At 70.0% G+C, this 23,900-nt stretch carries 23 protein-coding genes; 16 read left to right on the top strand and 7 right to left on the bottom strand.

Features of this window, described 5'->3' with window-relative positions; all coding sequences use genetic code 11:
* Position 1: 1 nt before the first annotated feature.
* The 4 genes from AC07NX_RS00480 to AC07NX_RS00465 are packed head-to-tail and all read right to left on the bottom strand — an operon-like array spanning position 2 to position 5,584.
* Positions 2-1,144, bottom strand: coding sequence for a SctD/MshK family protein (locus AC07NX_RS00480; protein WP_494638144.1), 1,143 nt, complete (start codon positions 1,142-1,144; stop codon positions 2-4).
* Between the two features lie 5 nt (positions 1,145-1,149).
* On the bottom strand, positions 1,150-3,060 hold the full coding sequence (gene sctC, locus AC07NX_RS00475; RefSeq protein WP_494638142.1) for a type III secretion system outer membrane ring subunit SctC: 1,911 nt from the start codon (positions 3,058-3,060) through the stop codon (positions 1,150-1,152).
* 13 nt (positions 3,061-3,073) lie between these two features.
* Entirely contained in the window at positions 3,074-5,083 is a 2,010-nt protein-coding gene (locus AC07NX_RS00470) for an FHIPEP family type III secretion protein (protein ID WP_494638140.1), read from the bottom strand.
* Positions 5,084-5,104: 21 nt separating this feature from the next.
* On the bottom strand, positions 5,105-5,584 hold the full coding sequence (locus AC07NX_RS00465) for a lytic transglycosylase domain-containing protein (RefSeq protein WP_494638138.1): 480 nt from the start codon (positions 5,582-5,584) through the stop codon (positions 5,105-5,107).
* A 484-nt stretch (positions 5,585-6,068) separates the two neighbouring features.
* On the opposite strand from AC07NX_RS00465, the gene sctU reads away from it, so the two are divergent.
* The 5 genes from sctU to AC07NX_RS00440 all read left to right on the top strand — a co-directional run bounded on the left by sctU (position 6,069) and on the right by AC07NX_RS00440 (position 9,783).
* The gene (gene sctU / locus AC07NX_RS00460) at positions 6,069-7,241 is read left to right on the top strand and encodes a type III secretion system export apparatus subunit SctU (protein WP_494638136.1); all 1,173 of its coding nucleotides are present in this window, start codon (positions 6,069-6,071) and stop codon (positions 7,239-7,241) included.
* The gene (gene fliO, locus AC07NX_RS00455) at positions 7,238-7,618 is read left to right on the top strand and encodes a flagellar biosynthetic protein FliO (protein WP_494638134.1); all 381 of its coding nucleotides are present in this window, start codon (positions 7,238-7,240) and stop codon (positions 7,616-7,618) included. The genes sctU and fliO overlap by 4 nt, the downstream gene beginning before the upstream one ends.
* 98 nt (positions 7,619-7,716) lie before the next feature.
* The gene (locus AC07NX_RS00450) at positions 7,717-8,355 is read left to right on the top strand and encodes a hypothetical protein (protein WP_494638132.1); all 639 of its coding nucleotides are present in this window, start codon (positions 7,717-7,719) and stop codon (positions 8,353-8,355) included.
* Between the two features lie 100 nt (positions 8,356-8,455).
* A complete protein-coding gene (locus AC07NX_RS00445; protein WP_494638130.1) occupies positions 8,456-9,211 on the top strand; it encodes a DUF6683 family protein in 756 nt (251 codons plus the stop codon).
* A 74-nt stretch (positions 9,212-9,285) separates the two neighbouring features.
* On the top strand, positions 9,286-9,783 hold the full coding sequence (locus AC07NX_RS00440) for a hypothetical protein (RefSeq protein ID WP_494638128.1): 498 nt from the start codon (positions 9,286-9,288) through the stop codon (positions 9,781-9,783).
* A 3-nt stretch (positions 9,784-9,786) separates the two neighbouring features.
* Here AC07NX_RS00440 and AC07NX_RS00435 read toward each other — a convergent pair whose 3' ends face one another.
* From AC07NX_RS00435 to AC07NX_RS00425, 3 genes are all read right to left on the bottom strand, one after another.
* On the bottom strand, positions 9,787-10,323 hold the full coding sequence (locus AC07NX_RS00435; RefSeq protein ID WP_494638126.1) for a hypothetical protein: 537 nt from the start codon (positions 10,321-10,323) through the stop codon (positions 9,787-9,789).
* Complete coding sequence (locus AC07NX_RS00430; RefSeq protein ID WP_494638124.1) at positions 10,320-10,925, bottom strand: hypothetical protein; 606 nt, start codon at positions 10,923-10,925, stop codon at positions 10,320-10,322. The genes AC07NX_RS00435 and AC07NX_RS00430 overlap by 4 nt, the downstream gene beginning before the upstream one ends.
* Before the next feature lie 226 nt (positions 10,926-11,151).
* On the bottom strand, positions 11,152-12,897 hold the full coding sequence (locus AC07NX_RS00425) for a LysM peptidoglycan-binding domain-containing protein (protein ID WP_494638122.1): 1,746 nt from the start codon (positions 12,895-12,897) through the stop codon (positions 11,152-11,154).
* Positions 12,898-13,044: 147 nt separating this feature from the next.
* On the opposite strand from AC07NX_RS00425, the gene AC07NX_RS00420 reads away from it, so the two are divergent.
* The 11 genes from AC07NX_RS00420 (at position 13,045) to AC07NX_RS00370 (ending at position 23,900) form a co-directional block, all read left to right on the top strand.
* Positions 13,045-13,983: a Tle-like phospholipase domain-containing protein gene (locus AC07NX_RS00420; protein WP_494638120.1), complete on the top strand. Its 939-nt coding sequence runs from the start codon at positions 13,045-13,047 to the stop codon at positions 13,981-13,983.
* An 18-nt stretch (positions 13,984-14,001) separates the two neighbouring features.
* Positions 14,002-14,895, top strand: coding sequence for an ankyrin repeat domain-containing protein (locus tag AC07NX_RS00415; RefSeq protein WP_494638118.1), 894 nt, complete (start codon positions 14,002-14,004; stop codon positions 14,893-14,895).
* Positions 14,896-15,082: 187 nt separating this feature from the next.
* Entirely contained in the window at positions 15,083-15,484 is a 402-nt protein-coding gene (locus AC07NX_RS00410) for a helix-turn-helix domain-containing protein (protein WP_494638116.1), read from the top strand.
* Positions 15,485-15,774: 290 nt separating this feature from the next.
* Complete coding sequence (locus AC07NX_RS00405) at positions 15,775-16,074, top strand: STAS domain-containing protein (RefSeq protein ID WP_494638114.1); 300 nt, start codon at positions 15,775-15,777, stop codon at positions 16,072-16,074.
* On the top strand, positions 16,071-16,436 hold the full coding sequence (locus tag AC07NX_RS00400) for a response regulator (RefSeq protein ID WP_494638112.1): 366 nt from the start codon (positions 16,071-16,073) through the stop codon (positions 16,434-16,436). Before AC07NX_RS00405 ends, AC07NX_RS00400 begins: the two co-directional genes overlap by 4 nt.
* Positions 16,433-18,421: a chemotaxis protein CheA gene (locus tag AC07NX_RS00395; RefSeq protein WP_494638110.1), complete on the top strand. Its 1,989-nt coding sequence runs from the start codon at positions 16,433-16,435 to the stop codon at positions 18,419-18,421. The genes AC07NX_RS00400 and AC07NX_RS00395 overlap by 4 nt, the downstream gene beginning before the upstream one ends.
* Before the next feature lie 14 nt (positions 18,422-18,435).
* Positions 18,436-18,936 carry a chemotaxis protein CheW gene (locus AC07NX_RS00390; RefSeq protein WP_494638108.1) on the top strand — a complete coding sequence of 167 codons (501 nt, stop codon included), beginning with the start codon at positions 18,436-18,438 and terminating at the stop codon, positions 18,934-18,936.
* 17 nt (positions 18,937-18,953) lie between these two features.
* Complete coding sequence (locus AC07NX_RS00385; protein WP_494638106.1) at positions 18,954-20,747, top strand: methyl-accepting chemotaxis protein; 1,794 nt, start codon at positions 18,954-18,956, stop codon at positions 20,745-20,747.
* A 45-nt stretch (positions 20,748-20,792) separates the two neighbouring features.
* A complete protein-coding gene (locus AC07NX_RS00380; protein WP_494638104.1) occupies positions 20,793-22,481 on the top strand; it encodes a methyl-accepting chemotaxis protein in 1,689 nt (562 codons plus the stop codon).
* A complete protein-coding gene (locus AC07NX_RS00375) occupies positions 22,481-22,969 on the top strand; it encodes a chemotaxis protein CheW (RefSeq protein ID WP_494638102.1) in 489 nt (162 codons plus the stop codon). Before AC07NX_RS00380 ends, AC07NX_RS00375 begins: the two co-directional genes overlap by 1 nt.
* 70 nt (positions 22,970-23,039) lie before the next feature.
* The gene (locus AC07NX_RS00370; protein ID WP_494638100.1) at positions 23,040-23,900 is read left to right on the top strand and encodes a CheR family methyltransferase; all 861 of its coding nucleotides are present in this window, start codon (positions 23,040-23,042) and stop codon (positions 23,898-23,900) included.

Below are 23,900 nucleotides of genomic sequence, written 5' to 3'. Positions count from 1 at the left end.
TTCAGAACATCAGCTTGGTCTGGGCGCCGCCCTTCTCGACCGTCACCGCCTGGCTCTCGACGGCGACGATGCGGTCGCCGGTCGGCAGCATCGCGCCGGCGAAGTAGCGGGCGCCGTCGGCGGTGGCGACGTAGCCGGCCTCGCCCCCGACCACCGACACCACGCGCTTGCCGGGACCTTCGTCGAACACCTTGCCGAAGCGGTCGCCGCCGCCGTCGGCGCGCGAGATGTCGAGGGCGCGCAGGCCGCGGACGTCGGTCAGCGCCACGTTCCGCACCTTTGCGACCTCTTCGGCGGGACCGGTGACCTGCACCTGGACCCGCGCCAGGCCGTTGGGCCGGGCGGTGGCGGCCAGGCCGTTGGCCATGAACACGTCCTCGACGTTCTGGGCCAGGGACTCGCTGGTCTGCACCTCGATGCGGGCCGGCACCTCGCGGGCGTCGACGATCTGGCGCAGGCGGTCCTTGTCGGCCTCGCGGTTCAGCACGCCGGCGATCACCAGCTTGTCGCCTTCGCCCGGCTTGACCGCGAGGGCGCCGTAGCCCTCCTCGCGCAGCAGGGCGTGGACCTGGCTGGCGCTGGCGTGGCGGCCGTTCCAGATCGGGGCGTTGGCGGCCGCGTAGGTCACGCAGGCCAGGGCCGCGCCGAACACCAGGCCGGGCACGAGGTGCGGCGTGCCGCGCACGAGGGCCAGGCCGCGGTCGAACAGGCGGCGGGCGATCGTCTCGCCATAGTCGTGGTCGAGGTCGGTCAGGTCGTGGGCGGCGCCGGGCGGGGCGGTGGTCAGCAGCCGCTCGGCCTCGGCCCAGCGGGGACTGCCCTCCAGCCCGATGGCCACGGCGTTGTCGCCGATCAGCAGCGGCACGTAGAAAGGCAGAACCGCCTTGCTGGGCGCGACCAGCAGGTGGCCGAGCATTTCGGCGCGGCCTTCCAGGATCTCGAGGTCGGCGGCGTCCTCCCGCGCCGTCAGCCGTGCGCGGACCCCCTTGGCGCTGGGGTCGCGCAGCACGATGTCGGCGTCGAAGCCGTGGCCGAGATCGACCGGCTCGCCGTCGTCGAGCCGAGCGGAGGCGCCCCGCGCGCGGCCGGCCAGCACCTTGAGGACGAGGGTTTCCGAGGAGGTTTCGAGGGCTGTGTCGAACATGGCGCCTAACTCGGGTTGGGGATGGGTTGCATCGTGCCGCTCGGCGGCGGCGCCGGCGGCGTGGCGGGAGGCTGAGCCGCGCGGCTGGTCCTGGCCGCGCGCGGCGGCTTCTTGCGATCGACGGGCAGGGGCGGGGCCGAAGGCAGGGGAGCGTTCTCGAAGCCCGAGGCCGGGGCGTCGTAGCGCAGGCCCGCCTGGGTCGTGGACCGCGCCGCGCCGATCGAGGCCAGGCGGGGCGTGATCAGGAACATCCGCTCGAGGCGGCCGCTGCTGCGCGACTGCACCTTGAACAGGTTTCCCAGGCCCGGAATGCTGCCCAGCACGGGGATCTTGTTGGAGCCGGTGGTGTCGGCCTGAACCGTCATGCCGCCCAGCAGCAGGCTCTGGCCCTCGACGATCAGGGCCTGGGTGTTGAGCGCCGAGCGTCGGACCACCGGAATGTTGTCGACGCTGGCGTTGGTCAGCGAACCATCCTCGATGCTGACCAGCATGCGGATCCGGGTCTGGTTGTTGTCGCGCGTGACGTGCGGCGTGACCCGCAGGGTGGTGCCGCTGCTGACATTGAACAGGTCGACGTCGCGTTCGCCGGCCAGGCGGACATAGAAGTCGCGGGTGTTCTGGAACACCGCCTCGACGTTCGACAGGGTGACGATCTGGGGCCGCGAGACCACCCGGGCCACGCCCTCGGTCTCCAGGGCGTTCAGCCGGGCCGAGAAATAGTCGCCGTTGCCGATGATGGTCGAGGCCACCAGGCCGGCGGCCGACTTGGGCGAGGTGGCGCCGCGCACCAGGTTGCTGTCTTCCAGGCCGGCCGGCGCGTTGGGGCCGCGGCCGAACTGGACGCCGCCGTTGCCGTCGTCGAACCGCCAGTTGATCCCCAGGTCGCGGGCCTTGGTGGTGTCGATGTCGATGATCGCCGCCTCGATCTCCAACAGCTGCGGCTCGACGTCGAGGGCCCGGACCAGTTCCTCGTAGGCCGACATCCGTTCGGCCACGTCGCGGACGATGACGGCGTTGAGGCGAGAGTCCGCCTGGATCCGGACCGGGTTCTGCGGCGAATAGACGCCGGTCTGCTCGTTGGCCAGGGGCATGCCCAGAGTGCCCTGGTCGTTGGCGTAGCCCGGGCCGGCGGGATTGGGCGTGCCCAGGGTCGCCAGGCCCTGGCCGCGCAGACCCTGGACGGCGGCGGGGATCAGGTTTTCGCTGCGGGCGCTGGCGCCGGCGCGTTCATTGGGATCGGAATTGACCAGCGAGCGCACGATCGAGGCGACGCCGGGAATGGTCACCTGCTTGGAGCCCACCGTCAGGTTCACGTCGTCGGCCCAGCCGTAGCGCAGGTAGAACACGCGGTACTGCAGGGTCGGCGAGGCCGCCTCGGCCTGGGCCCCGCCGCGCGCCAGCTCGTCGATCTGCTGCAGGAAGCGCGGCGCGCCCGAGGCCAGCAGCATGTCGCCCGTGGCGCGCAGGGTGTTGCGGCTGTCCAGCATGCCCAGCTGCCGGGCCGCCCGGTCGACGCGTCGCGAGGCCGAGGCCGAGATCGGAAAGCTGCGGCTGGACAGCTGCGAGGCGGTGTAAACATAGGCCGCGCCGCCGTCGTAATAGGTGACCAGGTCGAAGGCCTTGGCGACGTCGGCGTCGATTTTGGCGGCCGGCCCCTTGAAGACGCCGTTGATCGTGCCGGCCACCGAGGACGAGATCACCACCGGCACGCCGACCTGGTTGTAGAAGTTCTGCAGGAACTGGCTGATCGGCTGTTCGCGCGCCGTCAGGTCCACCATGCGCGCGCCCAGGGGAACCTCGCCGGCGACCGCGGCGGGCGGCGGGATCAGCAGGGCGGCGCCGAGGCCGGCCGCGAGGAGGGTCTTTCGCCAGGAGCCTTGGCTGGCGGCGGTGGCGTAGTCCGGTCGTAGGCGCATTCCGTCTCCAGGTTCAGGCCGCCGCGGGCGCGGATTGGGGCGGTTCGGGATCGTTCGGCACGACGGTCAGCGGCTCGCGCGGGAAGGCGACGCGACCGACGATGTCGAGCTTCAGGGTGGGCAGCAGCTCGTGGAACGACAGCACGCCCAGGTCGAAGCGGGCGGGCTCGACCAGCTTGCGCACGTGCCGGCGCAGGTCGATGGCGGCCAGCAGGACGGGCGCCTGGGTGTCGTCGACCTTGGCCAGGATGGCGTCGATGATCCGGCGCGACATCTCCGGATCCAGCGCCAGCTGTTGGGCGCCGCCGCCGGTGCGGATCGCCTCGCGCAGGTGCTGTTCCAGCGGCGGCTCCAGCACGACCGCCCGCAGGGCGCCGTCCGGGGCGTAGCGATGGCTGATCTGGCGGCGCAGGGCCACCCGCGCGAACTCGGTCAGGGCGAACGGATCCTTCTCGCGCTGGCCGGCGTCGGCCAGGGATTCCAGGATGTCGCGCAGGTTCCGCAGCGGCACCTCCTCCTCGGCCAGGCGGCGCATGACCTCGGCGATGCGGGCCAGGGGCAGGGCGCGGGCGGCTTCCTTGACCACCTCGGGATAGTCGGCGCCGGCCCGGTTCAGCAGGGTGCTGGCCTCCTGGATGCCGACGAACAGGCCGGTGTTGCGGCGCAGGGCCTGGCGCACGGCCTCCTGCAGGGCGGACAGGTCCGACGGGTCGGCCAGTTCGCCCGCGCCGATCGGCGCCTCGAAGGCCAGCAGCCGCCAACGGGCGGGGCCGGCGGGTTCGCCGTAGTGGAACGAGGCGCGGGGCAGGGCGACGCCGAGCCGGACCTCGAAGCCTTCGAGCACCTCCTCCAGGGCCTGGGCCAGGACCGCGCCCTCGTGGCGGCGCACGCCGTCGCCGTCCAGCTCCAGCAGCAGGGGCACGATCGGCTGGGCGTCGAGGGTCCGGGTCTGGGCGGCGACCGGCGGGGCCTTGGTCTCGTCGGCCAGGACCCGGCCGGGCAGGAACCGCTTGGTCAGCCTGGACCGCAGGTCGACGTCCAGCAGGGCCCCGGTGACCAGCGCCACGCCGCCCAGCAGCAGGAACACCGGAGCCGGGAATCCGGGGATCAGGGCCATCAGCCAGCAGATGCCGCCCGACACCAGGAAGACGCGGGGCTTGGCCGCGAACTGCTTGCGCACCGCGTCGCCCAGGTGGCTGTCGCTGTCCTCGTCGGTGGTGCGGGTGACGATCAGGCCGGCGGCCATGGCGCCCAGCAGGGCGGGGATCTGGGTGACCATGCCGTCGCCGATGGTCAGGATCGAGTACTTGTGGATCGCCGCGCCGAACTCCAGCCCCTGCTGGATCATGCCGATGGCCAGGCCGCCCAGCAGGTTGATCACCACGATGATGATGCTGGCGATGGCGTCGCCCTTGACGAACTTCATGGCGCCGTCGAGGCTGCCGTGGAGCTTGCTCTCCATCTCCAGCACGCGCCGGCGGCGCTTGGCCTCGTCCTTGTCGATCATGCCCGAGCGCAGGTCGCTGTCGATCGACAGCTGCTTGCCCGGCATGGCGTCCAGGCTGAAGCGGGCGGCCACTTCGGCGACCCGTTCGGCGCCCTTGGCGATGACGATGAACTGTACGACGGTGATGATCAGGAACACCACCAGCCCGACCACCAGGTTGCCGCCGGCCACCAGGGAGCCGAAGGTGTCGATGATGTGGCCGGCATGGCCCTCGATCAGGATCATCCGCGTCGTGGCGATCGACAGGGCCAGTCGATACAGCGTGGTGATCAGCAGCAGGCTGGGAAAGACCGAGAACTCGACGATGGTCGAGATGTAGATCGCGACCAGCAGCAGCATCACCCCGAAGCAGATGTTGACGGCCACCAGGGTGTCCAGCGCCAGGGCCGGCAGCGGCAGGATCATCAGCCCGACGATGGCCACCACGCCGGCGACCAGGAACAGGTCGCTGAACCGCGCCACAAGGCCCTGGTCGGGGCGGCGCTGCAGGCGCTTGAGATAGGATTCGACGCTCATCGCTTGGGCCCTTCGTCCCGCCTACTGGCTGCCGCGTGCCGAAACGAGGGCGTGGTACCGGCCCATGACGCTGGTCACGTAGCCCTGGGTCTCGCGATAGGGCGGGGTCTTCAGGCCGTACTTGATCACCGCGCCCTCGCCGGCGTTGTAGGCGGCCAGCACCAGTTCGAGATTGTTGCCGAAGCGGCCCTGCAGGGTCTTCAGGTAGGCCGCGCCGGTGCGGATGTTGATCATCGGGTCGCTCAGTTCGACCAGCGGTTCGCGGACCCCGAAGCGCTTGGCCGTGGCGGGCATGATCTGCATCAGGCCGCGCGCGCCCTTGGGCGAGACGGCGGCGGCGTTGCCCCTCGATTCCACGTGCATGACGGCGCGCAGCAGGTCGGGGTCGATGTCGTAGTCGCGGGCGACCGCGGCGGTCTGGCTGGCGTAGAGCGCGGTTCCCGCCAGTCCCCGCGAGGCGACGACGATCGGCGTTGGAACCATCCGGCCCGCAGAGATCACGGCGGTCGCCGTGACGGGCGCGTCATAGAGCCTGAGCTGTTCGGATGCCGCCGTTGGTTGAGTTTCAGCCCTGCAATCGGCCAGCGCCAAGGAAAACTTCTCGTTGAGCGCTTGGGGCGAGCTGAATTTCAGTCCGTCTTCCGTCTCGCATTCATAAGCAAGTGTTGGGCTCGATGTGATTAATATCAAACAGGCAACAGTCGGCGCTACGCAGAACTTGCGCATACATTGATCCCCTCGTGTAGCGCCCCGTCTGTTTTCCCAACGATTTAAAGGTTAACTTTAGGCTGTCTGACCTGTCAACTGTGCATTCGTGACAATTTTTAAGCGTGGTATACTGATTTAATGGCGAGATAATCTAAGCTTAAGCTTATCGTGATCTATGGCTCAGGTTGTCATCTTTCCGCCCCATTTGGGCATGAACTCGTTAATTTCGTAGGCCGATCAACGGTCAAGGACCCGCGTTTCTTCATGAGCACACGCTATGGCTGAGAAGAACGACGGCGGTGACAAGACCGAAAAACCGACGCCCAAGCGCCTGTCCGACGCCCGCAAGAAAGGCGACGTTCCCAAGAGCAAGGACGTCACCTCGACGGCGGTCCTGGGCGCCTGGCTGCTGCTTGGGCTGATGACGGCCGGCCTCATGCTCGACCGGCTCGGCGGGCTGTTCGACGAGATCTTCGCCGTCATGGACCGGCCGTTCGCCGAAGCCTGGCCGATCGCCGGCGCGGCCGCAGGAAAGGCGTTCGTGTCCATCACCGCGATGCTGCTGCTGCCGATCGCGATCTTCGGCATGCTGGCCGAGTTCGCCCAGGTCGGGCCGGTCTTCACGCTGGAGAAGATGAGCCCGAAGATGTCGCACATGAACCCCGGCGAGGGGCTCAAGCGGATGTTCAACACCGACAACCTGTTCGAGGTGGTCAAGTCGCTGGCCAAGACCCTGCTGCTGGCGGTCCTGACCTGGATCGTCGCCGCGGCGGCCTTCGACAAGCTGATGGCCGTGCCGACCGGCGAGGCCGACGGCGCCCTGGCGGCCTATGGCGGGCTGACCTTCCAACTGCTGGCCGGCACGGTGGGGGTGTTCCTGTTCGTGTCGATGCTGGACTTCGCCTACCAGAAATTCTCGTTCACCAAGAAGATGCGGATGAGCCGGCGCGACATCCGCCAGGAGATGAAGGATTCCGAGGGCGACCCCCACGTGAAGGCCCATCGCCGCCAGCTGCACCAGGAGTGGGCGCAGCAGAACGCGGTGCAGGCGGCCCGGGACGCCTCGGTGCTGGTGGTCAACCCCACCCACATCGCCTGCGCCCTGGCCTACGACCCCGCCGAGCACGCCGTGCCGGTGCTGCTGGGCAAGGGCGAGGGGCTGATCGCCCAGGCCATGCGCGAGGCGGCCGAGGCCGGCGGCGTGCCGATCATCCGCAATGTCGAGCTGGCCCGGGCGCTGCGCGACAAGGTCGCCGTCGACGACATCATCCCGCAGGACCTGTTCGCCGCGGTCGCCGAAGTCATCCTCTGGGCCCGCCGTCTGCGCGAGGAGGCGGCGGCTGAACCTTCGCCGGGCGAGGCGCGTTCCGGTCCGGACGGCGCCGTCTCGGGCCCCATCTTCCCGCCGCCGCCAGAGGGCGGCTTCCGGCCTGATCAGGAGCCCTCGTGAACCTCGCCAGCGCGCTGCTCGAACTGCTGACCGTCGCCTTCGCCCTGGCCATCGTGCTGGGCCTGGCGTTCTTCTCCCTCAAGCTGCTCAAGCGCTTCCAGGTCGGCGCCCCAAGCGACGACCAGATCCGCTATCTGCGCGCCCTGCCGGTCGGCCAGCGCGAGCGCCTGACCCTGGTGGCCTATCGCGACGAGGTGTTTCTGCTGGGGGTCACCGCCGGCCAGATCACCGTCCTGGATCGCCGGCCCCGTTCGCCCGAGGAACTGGCGGCGGAAAGGGCGGCCGCCGACCAGGCGAGGCGCCGCGCCGCCCAGCCGTCGATGGCGATGCGCCGGCTGATAGGGAAAACCCTAGCTAGGGAACGCCCCGACTTCTGACGAACGGCGCGGGATGGTTGTCTCAATAGCGCCAGGTCACGGCGATGAGCGCCAGGCAGACCCAAGGCGCCAGATTTCACATCGCGGAGTTCCAAATCATGTCCGGTATCTTCAGCGGCGGCGGTCTCAACATCGGCAGCCTGTTCAGCACCGTCGCCCTCGCGGCCCTGACGGGAGGCGCTTCGCTGGCCTTCCAGTCGATCTTCCAGCAGATCATCAGCTCGGTCGCCAGCCAGGTGATCCAGCAGGTCGGCCAGCAACTGGGCCTGCCGCAGGGCGTGATCGACATGGCGCAGGGCGTGTTCCAGGCGGCCAGCGGCAATCCGGGCGGCGTCGCCCAAAGCCTGACCGACGCCGTGCAGAACGCGGGCGACACCTTCAACCTGAATCCGCAGCAGCAGGGCGACCTGCAGCGCACGGCCGAGGACGTGGCGCAAAGCTGGACGCGGTCGATCCTGGATCAGGTCCGCGACGGCGGCGAGGCCAAGTCGACCAAGGGCGACAGCTTCCTGGTCGCCCTGGCCAAGGCCCTGGGCAAGGTCATGGACAACAAGATGGGTCAGATGAAGGCCAAGACCGACCAACTGGGCGGCCTGGACTCCAAGGACTCCAAGTACGGCCAGCTGACCGCCGAGATCCAGGCCCTGGGCCAGGAAATGAACATGGTCAGCCAGGCGCTGAACAACTCGATCAAGTCCATCGGCGAAGCCGGATCGGCGCTGGCCCGCAAGGGTTAAGTCCAAGCTTTGCAGTACAGAAAGACAGGCGGTCCTTGGACCGCCTGTCGTTTTGTTGTCAATATTGCACGTCAGGGTTGGAAAAACTGGAGAAAGCCGGATGAAACGCTGCCTTGTCCCCGCATTCAGCGCCGTCGTGTTGGCCGTGGGCCTGCCCGCCGCGGCCCAGGATTTTCCCAGCATTGGCAGCCAGTACATCGACTTCGGTTCGTCCATGATGGCGGTCGGCCAGATGAACAACGTGCTGGGCAACACCGTGCGGGGCGGTGGCGGCGCCGCGCGCCGGGGCGCCAGCGCCGGCGCTGGACTGTCGGCGTCGAGGCCGGCCGCGTCCGTCAACACCCGCTATCGCGCCTCGCCCGCCGTCACGACCCGGGTCAGGGGCCAGTTCGCCGACTTCGTGGCCAAGACCGACCCGGCCAACGGCCCCCGCCTGCGCCAGGCGGTCCAGCAGAACGACCTGCTGGGCGCCTGGGAAAAGCACGTCTCGGTCGACGGCCTGCGCCGCGGCGACGTGGCCGACGCCATGGCCGCCTACTGGGTGCAGAATTGGCAGATCGCCAACAAGGTGCCCTTCACGGACCGCACCCAGGTCCAGGCCGTTCGGGGCCAGGTCTATCGGGCGCTCGGGTCCAACCCGCAGTTCGCGCGTCTCGACGACGCGGCCAAGCAGGAGATGGCCGAGGTGTTCATGTACAATTTCGTCGCTCAGGGTTCGGCCTTTTCGGACGCCACCGCCAAGGGCGACAGAGGCTTGAGCAATAGGCTCTCCGACGCGGCGGTGGCGCGCTTCCGCGGCGAGATGAACATCGACCTGCGCCAGCTGAAGCTGACCCCGGCCGGTTTCGCGCGCTGAGGCAGGGTGCTGGGGAAAACCCCAATAGTCACGCCCGTCCGCGTGGCGCAGGCTCGGATCAGGAGGACATCGCCATGATCGTGCAAGACCTGTCTGGCCCGGGCCGCGCCGCGGCCGCCCCTGTCCGCGACGGCCGTCTCGACGACGCCGTCGAGCGCTTCCAGCGCAGCGGCGCACTGGACCCGGCCGCCTTCGCCGGAGCCGATCCCGCACAGGCGGCCGCCGTGCTGAGAGGTCTGCCGCCCGCTCAGCGCGGCGTATTGGAAGGGGCGCTGCTCGCCGAGGGGCTGGGCGGCCTGCTGGACGGGGTCGGCGGCGCGGTGGACGACACCGTGGGGGTGATCGAGGACACGGCCGACACCGTCGCCGATCCGGCGATCGAGACCCGCTCGGAGCGCACCAATGGCAATTTCCAGGCCGCCGTCCATGACCAGTGGTGGACGCAGATGCGCGGCCAGGCCCAGATGGATCTCACCCTGGCCTTCCACGACAAGCTGGATCGACCGGTCGCGGCCCTGGCGAGCCTGACCCGCACCGACGCAACCGCGCCGGCGACGGAGTCCAAGGCTTGACGTTCACAGGATCGACGGCCCTGGACGCATGGCGCCGCCCAGGTCCTGGGTCGCGCCATCGATGATCCGCACGAACTGCTCCACCGCGTCGGCGCGGGCCGCGCCGGGAGCGGGCTCGCGCTGCAGGCCGGCGGCGATGGCCCGCATCAGCGGCTCGACCAGGGCCGCCGGCGTCATGTGTGGCTTGTCCGTCGCCTGGGCGCGCAGTTCTCGGGCGAAGTCGGCCAGCACCCGCTCGATCCGCCCCGCGTCGATGGGCGAGGTGGCCGACAGCCGCCCAGCGACGGTCTGGCCGCTCTGGGCCGCCAGGGTGCGCAGGTCGCCGCCGACCTGGGCCATGCTGCTTTGACCATGTTCGGACCAGGTTTGGGCCAGGGCGCCGCCGCGATCGCCGCCGCGCAGCGGATCGACCAGGGCCGCGCCGGCGATGGTGGCCATCGCCTCCAGCGCCAGCCGCGCCACGCCGGCCCGCGCGGCGGTGGTCGACGGAGAGGAGGTCGAGAACTCGGCGCTGGCGGCGCGTTCGACCGGACGGATCATGAGCTCGCCGCCTCCACCTTGGTGACCCGCAGGGTCGGCTTGAGCGCGTCCCAGCCCACCACGGCGCCGATGGCCTGGATGCTGTTGCGGCCGTCCGCCAGCTCCTCGTTCTCGCCGTCGAAGGTGAGGATGGCGGTCGCGCGACCGCCTTGCCGTACGGCAAAGCGCGCCCAGGGATAGCCCTCGACGATCTCCAGCCGGGCGTCGGGATAGGCGGCGCGAAGGTCGGCGACCGAGGCGCCCGGCCGCAGGGTCGCGGTTCCCTTGGGCGCCGTTCCGGCGCGGGCGTAGCGACCCGACAGGTCGGCGCCGACGCCGCAACCCTGGAAGTCGGTGCTGACGATGGCGCCTTGCGGGTCAAGATCGACCTTCACGCCGGCGGGGCGGGCGGCCAGGTCCTGGGCGCTGACCGACAGGTCGGTCCCTTCGAAGGGCACGACCCGGGCCTCGATCGTGCGGCCGTTCAGCGGGCCTTCGGCCTCGATCTCGCAATCGGCCGCGGCGCCGGCGCCGTCGGCCGGGCTGGAGCCGCCCTTGAGGCTGACGCGCCATCCGGCTCCGGCCGGAGCGAGGGTCAGGGTCGCGCGGCGGTCGCCTTGCATCGCATAGGTCCCCGTGGGAGTCCCCGCGGGCGAAGCCTTGGCGGCCTGCGCCTGTTCGGGAGCGGATCCGGCGGCGGCATCAGGCGGGGGGGAAGCGACCGCCGCCGCCGGGCGCTCGCAACTGGCCAGGGCCAGCGCAAGGACAAGCAGGGGAAACAGGCGAGGGGGCATGACGCCAGAACGCGGCGCGGACCCAAGGGTTCTCGACGCGGCCTTCACGCCGCGCTCATCGGCCGAGCATGGCCAGGGCGTCGCGCCGCTCGTCGCCGAACCGGGCGGCGACCGAGGCCTGGACCTGGGCCGAGGCGCTGGTGAAATAGGCTAGGCCGCCGCTGGCGTCGCGCTTGCCGCGCTCGTCGTAGATCGCGTTGATCAGCGCCCGGTCATAGGCCTGGCCGTCGGACGGCTTGACGCCCTGCGCCTCGACCTTGGCCATCGCCTTGACGATGGCGTTGGTCTCCGGGCCGTGCTGCACCGAGGTGGACCAGGCCACGTCCTTGAGGGCCGCCGAGCGGGTCGATAGGTCCAGCCCCGTGGCCGCTTCAACGTGGGCGACCTGCACGTCGTAGTGGGTGCGCTGGATGTAGGCGTGCTGGGCGGCCTTGAACGCCTCGGGCTCGCGCGCCGCGATCGCCTTCCACGTGGCCGTGAAGTTGGCCGAGCCGGGGCTGGCGCCGCCGAACTCCGCCGCCCAGGTGCGGCCCTCATTGGCCAGGAACTGCTGTGGACGTCCCAGATTACCGGCCAACTGATAGCTGCCGTAGGACACTCCGCCCGGATCGCCGACCCCCGACGACACCGTGCCGGGACCCCGTCCGCCGGTTTCGTACCGCTCGGACAGGGCGCCCAGCGAGGCGTTGTCGCTGGACACGGGCTGGACGGTCGTGGCCCTGTCGGACGCTGCGTGGCGATCGACGTCGACCAGCACGTAGTTGAAGGTCTTCTGGTCGCCCAGCCCGTTCCAGAAGGCGCGGAAGTCGCCGGGCTTCAGGGTCTGGCAGCCGGCCGAGCCGGTGTTGGTGGTACCCCCGGCGTGGAACAGGAACGAGTTGTCGGTGCTCTGGCCCTTGCCCCGGGGATCGGCGGCGTCGATCCGGCCGTCGTGATTGGTGTCGCGCTCGACGCCCAGGGGACCGGTGGGGCGCAGCACGTCGCCCAGACTGTCGCTGTGGCTCTTGCGGAAGCTGACCGTGCCCTCGGCCATGCGGCCCAGCTCCAGCCGCCCGTCGCCGTTGAAGTCCGAACCGAAGCGGCCGTCGTACTGGCTGGACGGTTCGGTGTTGGCCGAGAACTCCTTCACGGTTCCGCCGGCTGCGTTGGCCTGCAGCACCACGATCCGATCGTCATAGGCGCCCTTGCCACCGTTGGCGTTGACGGCGGTGTCGGCGCGCAGGCCCAGGATCACCTGCCGGCCGGCGGCCAGGTCGGCCTTGGCTTCGGCGCTACCATGAGTGTTCACATAGCTGGCGTAGAGCTCGTACTTCTGGCTGGCGCTCAGCCCTGCCGTCGAGGGCAGGGCGCCCGTGGCGCGGGTCGCGGCCTGGGTCTGGACCGACGTGGCGGGAGAGACGGCCGCCGTCTCCGTCCGCACGGGCGCCGCGCCGCCGCCCGGGACGAGCAGCTCCTGGCCCACATGGATCAGGTTCGGATTGGCCAGACGGTTGGCCTGGGCGATCGCCTGCCAGGAGACGCCGAGCTTCTCGCCGATCTTCGACAGGTTGTCGCCGTCGACCACGCGATAGGAACGCGGCTCGCCGCCGCCGGCCGGAAGGGTGAGGACCTGGCCTGGCCGGATCAGGTTGGCATTGATGATCTGCGGGTTGGCGCGGACCAGGGCGTCCAGCGACACGCCGCGTTCCGCCGCGATGCCCGACAGCGTCTCGCCCGGCTTGACCAGGTGCTCGTCCGGAGAAGAGCCGGACCGCCCGCCGCCGGCCACGGAGGCCTGGGTGTTCAGGGACACGCTGGTCATCGGGACGCTCCTCGCACGGACAACTGCCCCGAACGCTACGCCCCGCGACCGCGCCGCATAACTAGGGAAGACCCTAGCTAGGCGTTCGTCGTCCCGGCCTTCAGCATCCGATGGTCCCGACAACCCATGCCGACCCAGGGAGGCGTCATGCGCATCGAGAGCGGATCAACGACGGCGATCGGCGCGGCGCGGGAGTCGCGGGTCGCGGCGGCGTCCGTCGATGCGGCGGTCATCGCCGACTGGGCGGCCCCGACCGCTCGCCCGGCGGTCAGCGTCGCGCCGGTCGCCAAGGCTCAGGCCAACGCGGCCGTCACGGCGACCGCCGGCGGCCAGGCCGAGGAACTGGCCCGGGCCAAGGTCCACTTGGCCCTGGCCGACGACGTCTACAACGACACGCCCAACCCACCCGCCGGCTGGCGGGTGGCGGACGGGGATGACCTGGCGCGGCTGGGCCTGGACGCCACCGACCTGGAGGAGCCCGGCTCCAGCTTCCGGGCCCGGGTCTACGCCAACGCGGACGGCGGCTATGTGGTCGCCTTCCGGGGCTCGGCGACCGCCGAGGACTGGCGCAACAATTTCCAGCAGGGGCTGGGCCTGGACTCCGGCCACTATGACAAGGCCCTGGTCATCGGCGAGCGCCTGCGCACGGCGGGCGAGGACGTCACCCTGACCGGCCACTCGCTGGGCGGCGGCCTGGCCTCGGCCGCTGCGGTGGCATCCGGCCTGGAAGCCGACACCTTCAACGCCGCCGGCCTCAGCGACGACACCCTGGAGGCGGCGCGCGCGAACGGCGCGGCCATGCCTCACGTCGACGCCTACTATCTGGACGGCGATCCCCTGAGCCGGGTGCAGGACGGCGGCGACCGCTGGCTGGGCGCGGGGCTGGGCGGGCTGTTCGGCGGCCCCGTCGGCGGAATCCTCGGCGCCTTGCTGGCCGACGCGCCGGCCGCCTACGGCGATCGCCATCAGCTGCGGCCCGTCGGGCCGGAGGGACAATCGGGCGACGACGCCTCGCTGGGCGACCTGCATGGCCGCGCCTGGTTGATCTCCAGCCTTGACGCCGCCTATCGCGCGGCGGTCCACTAGGCCGATGAGGCCTTTCTCATGCTGTTGAGGCTCGCCATCCTGGTGGCGACGATGGTGATGGCGGACAGCGCGCAGGCGGCGTGTTTCGTGAGCGGCACGGCCCTGCCCGATCCCCGCCAGGCGCTGGCGGCGGCCGACCACGGCCAGGCCGGGCGCGAGGTGATGTCCGCGGTGCTGGACGGCGACGTCGCCGGCGCAGAGCGCCGGCTGGCCGTGGACAAGACGCTGGTGGCCACCCGCGGCGGTCCGAACGGCGACCTGCTGAGCCTGGCGATCGCGCGGTGCGACAAGCCGATGGTCGAGCGGCTGCTGGCCCTGGGCGCGCGCGCCGACGGCGCGCCGGGCGCCATCCCGCTCAGCCTGGCCCTGCGCGCGACCGACCCCTGGTTCGCCGATCGGCTTCTGAAGGCCGGCGCCGGGGCGGGGCGGCGAGCCGACGGCGCCTACTGGCCGTTGAAGGCGGCGATCGGACTGAACTCGCTGGGGGCGGTGCGGCTGCTGGTCGCCCACGGCGCGCCGGTCGAGGAGCACGACGCCGGCGGCGCCACGCCGCTGCGCCTGGCGGTCGAGCAGCAGAACTTCCGCATCGCCGAGTTCCTGCTGGTCCAGGGCGGCAATCCCTGGAGCGTCGGCGCCAACGGCGAGACGATCGGCGCGGTGGTTGACGGTCCCGTGCGGCCGGGCGAACCGGAGGAGCAGGCGGCGCGCCGGCGTGTCGTGCCGATGCTGGAGAAGGCCGGCTGGCGCTTCCCGGGCGACCTGGACGCGCGCGAGACGCGCCGCCTGGTCCTGGCCGACGCCTGGCCGCCCGCCACAGCGCGCGCCGCGGGATGGACCGCGCCGCCGCCGGCGGCGGTCAAGGCCCGCATGGCCCGCTACTGGACGGCCGACGGCGGAAAACGCCCGCGTTAGATCGCGGCCCGAACCGCGCGTCGACCGCCCGCGAGCGCCGCCCTTCGAAACCCTGGCGGTCGACATTGAGGCGATGCTCGCCTGCGACGATCCGCCCGCAACCAAGCCGCAACCTTGGCTTTATAGTAGCGACAGTGGCGCTTATCTGGAGGCTTTGGCGTCAGGAGTTTTAGGGAAGGTTAAGACCATGCAAGTCACGTCCGTTTCCGAACCGCATCATGTGGACAAGCACGTGGGCGCCTTGATCCGGGCCAAGCGAAAAGCCATGGGCATGTCGCAGAGCGAACTGGCCGAGGCGCTGGGCATCACCTTCCAGCAGATCCAGAAATACGAGCGCGGCGCCAACCGCGTCAGCTCCTCCAAGCTCTACGAGATCGCCCTGAAGCTGAACACGCCGCTGGCGGACTTCTTCGAGGGCCTGGACCACCCCGGCATCCGTGGCGACACGCCCGCGGGCGGTCTGATCGACTTCCTTGGGGAAAGCGGCTCCCAGGACCTGGTGGTGGCGTTCAAGGCGATGAATCCCAACCTGCGCCGGCGCCTGGTCGCGCTGGCCAAGGCCATGGCCAACACCGACGACGACGCCTAGTCGCGTCCACGCCGCCCCGGCGCGTCCGGGCGCGGCGTCGACCAGCGTCCGGAAGGGGCGGGGCCTCGTCGTCCCGCCCGCCGGACAACCTGCCGTCACCCCCTGCTACAGGCGTCGCGCGATCGAAATCCGGCGCACATCCTTCGCGACAGTTTGACGCTCCCCCTGAGGTTGTCCGATTTACGGTAATTTAAGAGCCGCATCGGAGGTTATGATAAGTAGTGGTATCAGATAACGCTGGTACCTGCGCGCGGCGGGGGCCGACGTTATTGTTTAGTTCAGGTAAAAATATGATTTCGTTCGCCGGAGAGGTGACGATTTCAAATATCGTCGCGGCTCGCGACGATCTTGCCGCGGCGTTTCGCGAGAACGACCCGGTCATCGTCGATATCACCTCGGTGAACGAGGCGGACCTGACGTTTATCCAACTCATCGAATCCGCGCGCCGCAAGGCCGCCGAGACTGGGCGTGACTTCAGGTTGCGTCACCCGGCGGGCGGCGCGGTGCTGGAAGTGCTGCGCCGCGGCGGCTTCCTCGACGACGAAAACTCCGAGCGCGCCAAGTTCTGGCTTCAAGGGACCGCCCAATGACCTCGATCCTCACCGTGGACGATTCCGCCAGCATCCGGCAGGCGATCAGGATCGCCTTGAGCGGCGAAGGCTATGTCGTCACCGAGGCGGTGAACGGCCAGGACGGCTTGGACAAGGGGTCCGCCGGCGGCTTCGACCTGATCGTCACCGACCTGAACATGCCGGTCATGGACGGCCTGGCGATGATCCGCGCGCTGCGCCAGCGCCCGGCCGGGGCCGGCGTGCCGATCCTGTTCCTGACCACCGAATCCGACGCCGAGATCAAGGCCCAGGCCAAGGCCGCCGGCGCGACCGGCTGGCTGACCAAGCCCTTCGACCCCGAGCAGCTGATCCGCGTGGTCAAGAAGGTCCTGGCCAAGTGAACGGCCTCGATCCCATCGAGACCTTCCGCCAGGAAGCCCAGGATCTGCTTGAGGAAATCGAGCAGGGGCTGCTCGACCTGGCGCATCGTCCCCAAGGGAACGGAACGGGGGATCGCGATCTGGTGGACGCGGTGTTCCGCGGCCTCCACACCCTGAAAGGCTCGGGGGCGATGTTCGGCTTCGACGCCCTGGCCGCCTTCACCCATCACTGCGAAACCGCCTTCGACCGCGTCCGCAAGGGCGAGGTCGCCGCCACGCCCGAACTGGTCGGCGCGGTCCTGGCCGCCCAGGACCACATGCGCGCCCTGGCCGAGGGCCGTTCCGCGTCCGAAGCGGACGGGGAGGCCCTGCTGGCCGACCTGCACCGCGTGGTCGAGGCCGCGGGTCGCCCGGCGTCCGCCGAGACCGTTCCAGACCCCGGCCTGAACCGGTGGCGGGTCAGGTTCAGCCTGCCGGCCGACGCCCTGGTCAACGGAACCCGGCCTCTGCCCTTGCTGGACGAGCTGCGCGAGCTGGGCGAATGCACGGTGGCCGCGATCACCGATGCGACGCCTGACTTCGACGTGCTGGTTCCCACCGAATGCCACCTGGCCTGGGACGTGACCCTGGCCACCCGTCACGGCCGCGACGCGATCGAAGACGTCTTCATCTTCGTGATCGACGACATGACCCTGGACATCCAGGACATGAACGCCGCCGTCGAACCCGAGGTCGTCGCCGAAGCCGTCGAGACCGTCGTTGCGCCCCCGGCCGTCGCCGTCGCCGTCGCCGTCGAAACCGCGGCCGGCGAAGTCCGGGGGGCCAAGGCCAGCGGCGACACGGTCCGCGTTCCGGCCGAGCGCCTGGACGAGATGATGGACCGGGTGGGCGAGCTGGTCATCGCCCAGTCCCGTCTCAAGCAACTGGCCGCCTCCAGCAGCGACATCGCCCTGCGCGCCGTGGCCGAGGAGATCGAACGCCTGGCCTCGGAGATGCGCGACACCATGATGGTGGTCCGCATGGTGCCGATCGCCCAGCTGTTCGGCCGCTTCCGCCGCCTGATCCACGACCTGGCCCGCGACACCGGCAAGACGATCGAGCTCTCGACCGAGGGCGAGGCGACCGAGCTGGACAAGACGGTGATCGAGCGCCTGGCCGATCCGCTGATCCACCTGGTCCGCAATGCGGCCGATCACGGCCTCGAAACGCCGGAGCAACGCCTGGCCGCCGGCAAGCCGGAGGCGGGCCAGGTGATCCTGGCCGCCCGCCAGTCCGGCGCCGAGGTGGTGATCACCATCACCGACGACGGCCGCGGCGTCGACCGCGCCCGGGTCCGCGCCAAGGCCGAGGAGAACGGCCTGATCCAGCCGGGCCAGGTGCTGAGCGACAACGAGCTGCTACAGTTGATCTTCGCCCCGGGCTTTTCGACCGCGGCGACGATCACCAACCTGTCGGGTCGCGGCGTCGGCATGGACGTCGTCAAGAAGACCATCGAGGGCCTGCGCGGCTCGATCGAGCTGACCAGCACGCCGGGCCAGGGCTCGGTCGTCTCGCTGCGCATCCCGCTGACCCTGGCGATCATCGACGGCCTGCTGGTGCGGGTCGGGACCAGCCGGTACGTCATCCCGCTGGCCTCGGTCGAGGAGTGCGTGGAGCTGTCGGTCGAGCAGGACGTCCGCTCGACGGGCCGCAGCCTGATCACCCTGCGCGACCAGTTGGTGCCGTTCATTCGCCTTCGCCAGATGTTCGCCACCGGCCTGGAGCCCGATCCCCACCAGAAGATCGTCGTGGTCTCCACCGGCCAGGAACGCGTGGGCCTGGTCGTCGACCAGATCCTCGGGGACCACCAGACCGTCATCAAGGCGCTGTCGGCCTTCCATGCGGAGGTCGGGGCCTTCTCCGGGGCGACCATCCTGGGCGACGGCGGCGTCGCCCTGATCCTCGACATCGCCCATCTCGTGGCCGCCGGCCAACGCCAGGACGCGCCGCTGCGCGCCGCCAGCTGATGAAGAGCCCGGACATGAACGCCGAACTTCCGACCGGGGCGATCGAGGCCCTGACCTTCGACCTGCGCGGCGAGACCTTCGCCCTCGAGGCCGGCCTGGTGCGCGAGGTGCTGGACCTGCTGCCAGAGACCGCCGTGCCGGGCGCCCCGTCGTTCGTAAGCGCCGTGATCAATTTCCGCGGCCGGGTGATCCCGCTGGTCGACCTGCGCGTGGCCTTCGATCTGGACGCCGCCGAACCCACGATCGACAGCCGCATCGTGGTCATCGAGCACGACCTGGACGGCGAGCCGGCCCTGATCGGCCTGCGGGCCGACAAGGTCCACGAGGTCACCTCGATCGAGCGCGCCGTCACCGAGGCGGCGCCGCGCGTCGGCCTTCGCTGGCGACCCGACTTCATCCGCCTGCTGGCGCGACGGGGCGGCGACGTGATCGTCATCCCCGACCTCGAGCAGATCTTCGCCGCCCGCGGCCGATCCGGCGCGTCGGTGACGAGCCTTCATACGATTCAGTCCTGAACGAACGGGGTCTTCCAGTGCGTTTCACCATCAAAGCCAAGCTGATCGCGGCGTTCGGACTGCTGATCGTCCTGATGACGGCGGCGGCCCTGCTCGGCGTCACCGAGCTGAACAGGCTCAACACCGCCCAGAGCGCCATGATCGCCGGGCCGGTGTCCCAGCTGCAGCGCGCCCAGTCGCTGAGCATCACTCTCCTGCAGATCACCCGGGCCGAGAAGAACATGGCGTTGGCCGACGACGACGAGGAGGTGGAAAGCCAGAACGCCAAGGCCGAGAGTCATCGGCAGGCCTTTCAGGACCTGGTGGCGGGCGGCGTTTCCGCGGCGACCAATCCGGAGTCCAAGGCCAAGTGGACGGCGCTCCAGGCCGACTGGGAGGCCTATGCCGCCTCGGACACGGCGATGCGCCAGGAGATCCTCGCCCACCAGCGCGCCGACGCGATCCGCCGGATGCACACCTCGCATCGGACGATCACCAACCAGATCACCGAGAAGGTCGACGGGCTGGTCGTGTTCAACCAGGGACTCCTGAAGACGACCGAGGAAGAGGCGGATACGGCCTATGTCGTCGCCCGCAACCTGATGATCGGCCTGGTGGTCGTCTCGCTGCTGATCGCCGTCGCGGCGGCGGCCTGGATCGCCCTGTCGATCGGCCGGGGCCTGTCCAAGATCGCCGCCCTGGCCGACGCCGTGGCGCTGGGCGACCTGGACCAGAAGGTCGAGGTGGCCACCAACGACGAAATCAAGGACCTGGTCGAGACGGTCAACCGCATGACCGAGAACCTGCGGGCCACCGCCGCCGTCGCCGACAAGGTGGCCGACGGCGACCTGACGGTCGAGACCAGGCCGTTGTCGGACAAGGACACCCTGGGCATCGCCCTGCAGCGGATGGTCGAGCGCCTGCGCGGCGTGGTCTCCGACGCGATCTCGGCCTCGGAGAACGTCTCGGCGGGCAGCCAGGAGCTGTCGGCGGCCTCCGAGCAGGTGTCGCAAGGGGCCACCGAGCAGGCCTCGTCGGCCGAGGAGGCCTCGGCCTCGATGGAGGAGATGGCCGCCAACATCAAGCAGAACGCCGACAACGCCGCCCAGACCGAGAAGATCGCCCGCCAGTCGGCGCGGGACGCCGAGGTGTCGGGCGAGGCGGTCAACCGCGCCGTCGAAGCCATGCGCACGATCGCCGAGAAGATCGCCATCGTGCAGGAGATCGCCCGCCAGACCGACTTGCTGGCCCTGAACGCCGCCGTCGAGGCGGCCCGGGCCGGCGAGCACGGCCGCGGCTTCGCCGTCGTCGCCTCGGAAGTGCGCAAGCTGGCCGAGCGGTCCCAGACCGCCGCCACCGAGATCGGCGCGGTGTCGTCCGACACCGTGAAGGCCGCCCAGTCGGCCGGCGAGATGCTGGTCACCCTGGTCCCCAACATCCGCAGGACCGCCGAACTGGTCACCGAGATCAGCGCCGCCTGCCGCGAGCAGGACATTGGGGCCTCCCAGATCAACGAAGCCATCCAGCAGCTGGACAAGGTGACCCAGCAGAACGCCTCGGCCTCCGAGCAGATGTCGGCCACCTCCGAGGAACTGGCCGCCCAGGCCGAGGAGCTGCAGGCTTCGATCGCCTATTTCCGTCTGTCGAACGCCGCCCAGGCGCCGCGCAGGCCGGCCCCGGTGGTGCGCCTGCCGACCCGCGGGTCGAAGGCCGCGCCGCGCAAGGCTCCAGCCCGCGCCGTCGCGGTCCAGCAGGCCCGGGCCCAGGGCTTCGCCCTCGACCTGAGCCAGGGCGGTCCCGACGCCGACGACCGCGACTTCACCGAATACTGATCCGCTTCGACGCCACGCCCTTCGATCACGTCCAAGGACAAGACCATGCGCTTCACGATCAAATTGCAGCTCGGCCTCGCCTTTGGCCTGATCATCGCCCTGCTGTTGGCGGCGACCCTGTTCGGGATCAACAGCCTGTCGACCACCAACCGCGACATGAACGCCATGGTCGACGGCCCAGCTGTTCGCCTGCAGGCCGCCCAACAGTTGAACATCCACATGCTCAATGTGGTGCGGACCGAAAAGAACATGGTCCTGGTCGACAGCCCTGAAGAGGTGAAGGCGTTCGAGGCCTCGATCGAGAAGGAGAAGCGGGCCTTCGAGGCCTTGCTGGCCAAGGCCGAGGGGCTGGCGACCGCCGAGGGCAAGCCCAAGTGGCAGGCGCTGGGCGGCGCCTGGGAACGACTGATCGCCGCCCACGACCGTGTCTACGTCCTGGCGGTCGCCGACAACGACGTCGCCGCCGCCGCCGTCTCGATGGGCGACGGGCGCAAGGCGGTCACCGAAGCCGCCGATCGGGTGCAGGAGCTGGTCGAGCTGTCGCAGGCCCAGCTGAACGCCGCCACCGACAAGGCCGACGAGGACTTCGCCTCGGTGCGCAACAGCCTGGTCGCCCTGACGGTGGTCTCGCTGCTGATCGCGGCCGGCGCGGCGCTCTACATCTCGATGGCGGTCGGCAAGGGCCTCAACCGAGCCTCGGACGCCGTGCGCGCCGTGGCCGACGGCGACCTGACCAGGACCGCGGAGATCACCACCAGGGACGAGATCGGCGACCTGCTGGGCCATGTGAACGTGATGATCGAACGCCTGCGCGGCGTGGTCTCCGACGCGATCTCGGCCTCGGAGAACGTCTCGGCGGGCAGCCAGGAGCTGTCGGCGGCCTCCGAGCAGGTGTCGCAAGGGGCCACCGAGCAGGCCTCGTCGGCCGAGGAGGCCTCGGCCTCGATGGAGGAGATGGCCGCCAACATCAAGCAGAACGCCGACAACGCCGCCCAGACCGAGAAGATCGCCCGCCAGTCGGCGCGGGACGCCGAGGTGTCGGGCGAGGCGGTCAGCCGCGCCGTCGAGGCCATGCGCACGATCGCCGAAAAGATCACCATCGTGCAGGAGATCGCCCGCCAGACCGACTTGCTGGCCCTGAACGCCGCCGTCGAGGCGGCCCGGGCCGGCGAGCATGGCCGCGGCTTCGCCGTCGTCGCCTCGGAAGTGCGCAAGCTGGCCGAGCGGTCCCAGACCGCCGCCACCGAGATCGGCGCGGTGTCTTCGGATACGGTGAAAGCCGCCCAGTCGGCCGGCGAGATGCTGGTCACCCTGGTCCCCAACATCCGCAAGACCGCCGAGCTGGTGGCCGAGATCAGCGCCGCCTGTCGCGAGCAGGACATCGGGGCCTCGCAGATCAACGAAGCCATCCAGCAGCTGGACAAGGTGACCCAGCAGAACGCCTCGGCGTCCGAGCAGATGTCGGCCACCTCCGAGGAACTGGCGGCCCAGGCCGAGGAGCTGCAGGCCTCGATCGCCTATTTCCGCACCAACGCCAGCGGCGGCGTCCGTCGCTCCGCCCCGCGCCCCGCCGCCGCGCCCAAGCGCCCGGCCGCGACGTCCGCCCGCAAGCCGTCCGCCGCGGCGCCGCGCCAGACGGTCGCCGCCCAGCAGGCCCGGGTCGGCGGCTTCGCCCTGGACCTGACCAGCGGCGGTCCCGACGCAGACGACGCCGATTTCCGGGAATATGCCTGATGGCCGGTCCCGCCGATCGCCAGTTCGTCACGCTGGGCCTGGGCGCCGAGGTCTTCGCGGTGTCGGTCGCCCATGTGCGCGAGATCCTCGACTACCAGCCGCCGTTCGCGATCCCGGAGGGTCCCGACTACCTGATGGGGCTGACCGACGTGCGCGGCCGGGGCACGCCGACCATCGACCTGCGCCTGAAGCTGGGCCTGCCCCGCGCCGAGCCGACCGGGGCCACGCGCATCCTGGTGCTGGACGTGCCGCTGGAGGACCGCGTGCTGTCCCTGGGCCTGATCGCCGACCGGGTGATCGAGGTGGTCGCCTTCTCGGCGGACCAGATCGAGGGGGCTCCCGACATCGGCGTGCCATGGCGCTCGGAGTACATCCAGGGCGTGGTGCGTCGCGAGACCGGCTCCGGCAAGAGCGGCTTCGTGGTCATCTTCGACCTGGGCCGCCTGCTGACCAGCCAGGACGCGGCCGCCCTCAGCCAGGCCGCCTAGAACGCGCCCGGCGGCCCGGACGGCCGCCCGTACAGCCAGCGGCGCGCCGACGCCGCGAACGGAGACGCCCGTGTCGAGACAAGTCGCCGCCGCGCTGCAGGCCCCCGAAGTCGAACAGTTGAGCGCCCGGAATTTCCAGCGCCTGGCGACGTTCATCCACGACTACAGCGGCATCAAGATGCCGGCCAACAAGCGCACCATGCTGGAAGGCCGCCTGCGCCGCCGGATGCGGGCGACGCGGATCGACGACGTCAACGCCTACTGCCGCTATCTGTTCGACGAGGACGGGATGGAGGCCGAGGTCATCCACCTGATCGACGCGGTGACCACCAACAAGACCGAGTTCTTCCGCGAGCCGGCCCATTTCGACTTCCTGGTCGCCAAGGGGTTGCCGGCCCTGGCCGCCCGGGGCAAGCGCGAAATCAAGATCTGGAGCGCGGCCTGCTCGACCGGCGCCGAGCCCTACACCATCGCCATGATCCTCGACGAGTTCTGCGAGAAGCAGCGCGGGATGGACTATTCGATCCTCTGCACCGACATCTGCACCGAGGTGCTGGGCCAGGCGATCGCCGGCCGCTTCTCCGAGCAGATGATCGAGCCGGTCTCCATGGCCCGCCGCCAGCGCTACCTGATGCGGGCGCGCGACGCGTCGCGCAACGAGGTGCGGATCAAGCCCCAACTGCGGTCCAAGCTGGCCTTCGGTCGCCTGAACCTGATGGACGACGCCTATCCGATCGAGACCGGCCTCGACATCGTCTTCTGCCGCAACATCCTGATCTATTTCGACAAGGCCACCCAGGCCAAGGTGCTGGGCCGGCTGTGCAACCATCTGGCGCCTGGCGGGTATCTGTTCCTGGGCCATTCGGAGTCGATCGTCGGCATCGACCTGCCCGTCGTCCAGATCGCCAACACGGTCTTTCAGAAGCGATAG

The sequence above is a fragment of the Caulobacter sp. GW821-FHT09A05 genome, assembly GCF_059418465.1.
Note: the sequence above shows the minus strand (reverse complement) of the source record. Positions and strands in the feature narration are given on the sequence as shown.